Raw genomic sequence first — 2,842 nt, forward strand, 5'->3', positions numbered from 1 at the left:
CTTTTGCATCATTTTTTGAGCTTGTTTGAGGTATATCTTTTAGTCCAAATGCCGCTAACATCGTGTTTTCATCTATATCATCTATCGATGCCACGTCGAAATTTAACTCACTTGATGCTGCGTCTTTGCTCTCTTCTTGTGCGTCTTCTTCTTGAGCGTTTTCTTCTTCAAAAGTTTCATCAGCAAGGTTTAGATCTTCTTTGGCTTCTGGCTCGCTCACATCTTCTAGCTCTTCTACTGGCATCTTGCTAGAAGCGTTTTCGCTTTCGCTAGGCTCTAAATTTTCTAGCTCCTCACTTGAAATTTCATCCAAAGCCTCTTCTTCTATATCTTCTTCTGCTTTTTCATCATCTACTTGAATTTGCTCTTCATCAGCCTCAGAGATCTCATCTAAATTCTCCTCATCTTTAGGCTCATCTTCTAAATTTATCTCATTTTCAAGGCTATCTTTATCATCAAATTTAGCTAGCTCATCTAAATTTAGCTCTTCTTGCTCCAAATTTTTAGCATCAGTCTCATCAGCCTCTTCACTATTTAGCTCTTCATCAAGCGAATCAATCTCACTAAGCTCAAATTTACTCTGATCTATCTCGTCAAGTTCGCCATCTATCTTCTCGTCGTCAACTAAGCCCACAACGTCATTTTGGCTAATAATATCATCTAAATTTTCCCCAAGAGCCTCATCTATCTCAGAAGTCTCAGGCATATTTTCTATCTCATCTACAAGCGAGCTAAGCTCGGCTAGATCGCTCTCTTTGCCTATTGCAGCACCAAGGTCCATCTCTTCTTCGGCACTCTCGCTTGCTGTCTCACTCTCATCAGCCAGGTCTTCGCTCACAAGCTCTTTTAGCTCATCAAGCTCCTCCAAAGAGTCAAGCAGTCCCTCATCACTTTCGATCTCAGGCATGCTGATGTCACTATCCATCTCAAGATCATCGCTAACGCCCTCTGAGAGCTCTTTATCAAGATCTGCAAAATTTTCTAAATTTGTATCTATATCAGGCAGCTTAAACCCTGACATCTCGTCAAAACTCATAGCCTCATCGCTAAAGTCGCCAAAGTCGCTTTCGCCTTGCTCGCTCGCACCATGCTCAGGAGCTGGCTCATCTTTTGGCCTATTTTGCTCAAAAACACTTATAAATTCAGTCGGTAAAAATGGTTTTTCAAGCATCAAAGTAGCAAATTCTGGTTTGCTCTCGCCACGACTTGCTAGATACATCACATCTTTTGTAGTCGCAAGTTCACTGCTGTCCACGTCGCTGTCGATTATGATAAAGTCAAACTGAGCATCGTCAAATCCATTTAGATCCTCAAATTCGCTATATTCGGTACCGATTTTATTCAGACTTAAAGTTATCAGACGTGAAACTGCTGGATTTTTATTTATTAGAGCAACTTTCATCATCCCTCCTTGTAATAGTAAAAGCCTATTCTATGATAAATTTCATTGCTATTTTCTTAAAAAAACAGAGCTGGCAGATCATTTATCACTTTTAAAAGTAGGTCACTCATGATCTTCATAATGCCTGCTAAAATGGCTATCAAAACGGAAAATCCGATCGTTACTTTGATAGGATAGCCGATGACTAGTAGGTTAAACTGCGGCATTGTCTTCATAAGCATGCCAAAAATGGAGTCTGAGAGCAAAGAAAGCGCGATGATCGGAAATGACATGATAAAGCCAAACATAAACAAATTTGTAAATAAATTTATCGCATAGCTCATGATGCCAGGGCGTGGATAAAAATCTCCTAGAGGCACCACAGCAAGTGAGCTAGCGTAAAACTGAAGGAGTAAATGATGTCCATCAAATGCCAAAAATGTTAGCAGTGCGATGAAATTTATAAGGTTTGCTATGACTGGGGAGTTTGTACCAGTTTGCGGATCAAGTACCGACGCCATCGAAAAGCCCATGACCATCGAGATTTGCTCGCCTGCCATTTGAAGCGTGGCAAAGATGATAGTTAGCATAAGTCCTGCACTAAGACCCAGCATCACCTCGCCAAGTATCTCGCCAACTAGGAAATTTATAGAGTTTTCATGAGCTTTTGAGAGAGGAAAAAGCACGACACAAAGAACAAAAACTAAAAGCGTTTTTACGCTAAGAGGAATTTGATTGTGCGAATAAAATGGAAAAAATACGATGAGACCGCTTAGGCGTGCAAACAAAAGCATAAAAACTATTGCTTTATCGGCTCCAAAAAATTCTACTAGTTCCATTTTGCTCTTTTAAATTTTTTGCTAATTTTACAAAATTTTACTTTGTTTTTAAATTTATGTGGTCGTTTTTAGAAATTTGAAGCTAAATTTTAAGAAATTTGCACAAGCTCTTTGTTCTCAAGCTTGTATGAGTTATCGCATTTTGCGGCTAGGTCGTTGTCGTGAGTGACTAAAACAAGGGCGGCGTTATTTTCATTTATGTAGTCAAATAAAACTTGCATCACTTCATTTGCCGTTTGCTTGTCAAGGTTACCCGTTGGCTCGTCTGCAAAGATGATCTTTGGCTTTTTAGTAAGCACTCTAGCGATGCTGACACGCTGCTGCTGGCCGCCGGAAAGCTCGCCGGGCATGGCGTCTTTTTTATGCGCCAGGCCCACGCGCTCCAAGAGTTGCAGCGCTTTTTCTTCGGCTTGGGCACGGCTTTGCTTTTTCACTTTTATCGGTGAGAGCACGATGTTTTCCAGCACGCTCAAATGCGGATACAGGTTGAAATGTTGGAACACGAAGCCGACTTCGGCGCGGATTTTGTTTAGGTCGGTGGCGGGACTGGCCACGTCTACACCGTCCACCCAGATTTCGCCGCTTTGGATTTGCTCGAGCTGGTTTACGGTGCGGATAAGGG

Annotated in this window: 3 protein-coding genes; all 3 read right to left on the reverse strand. The window is 41.4% G+C overall.

Annotation, left to right across the window (positions count from 1 at the left end):
- Nucleotides 1–1,402, reverse strand: a 1,402-nt coding sequence (locus Q0296_RS08535) for a Highly acidic protein (RefSeq protein WP_298039343.1), incomplete at its 3' end; no start/stop codon positions are given.
- A 56-nt stretch (nucleotides 1,403–1,458) separates the two neighbouring features.
- Nucleotides 1,459–2,220: a flagellar biosynthetic protein FliR gene (gene fliR / locus Q0296_RS08540; RefSeq protein WP_107917041.1), complete on the reverse strand. Its 762-nt coding sequence runs from the start codon at nucleotides 2,218–2,220 to the stop codon at nucleotides 1,459–1,461.
- Between the two features lie 89 nt (nucleotides 2,221–2,309).
- On the reverse strand, nucleotides 2,310–2,842 hold a 533-nt coding region (locus Q0296_RS08545; RefSeq protein WP_298039348.1), incomplete at its 5' end, for an ATP-binding cassette domain-containing protein.

Origin of the sequence: uncultured Campylobacter sp., from assembly GCF_937890585.1 — a bacterium.
Taxonomy (GTDB): Bacteria; Campylobacterota; Campylobacteria; order Campylobacterales; family Campylobacteraceae; genus Campylobacter_A.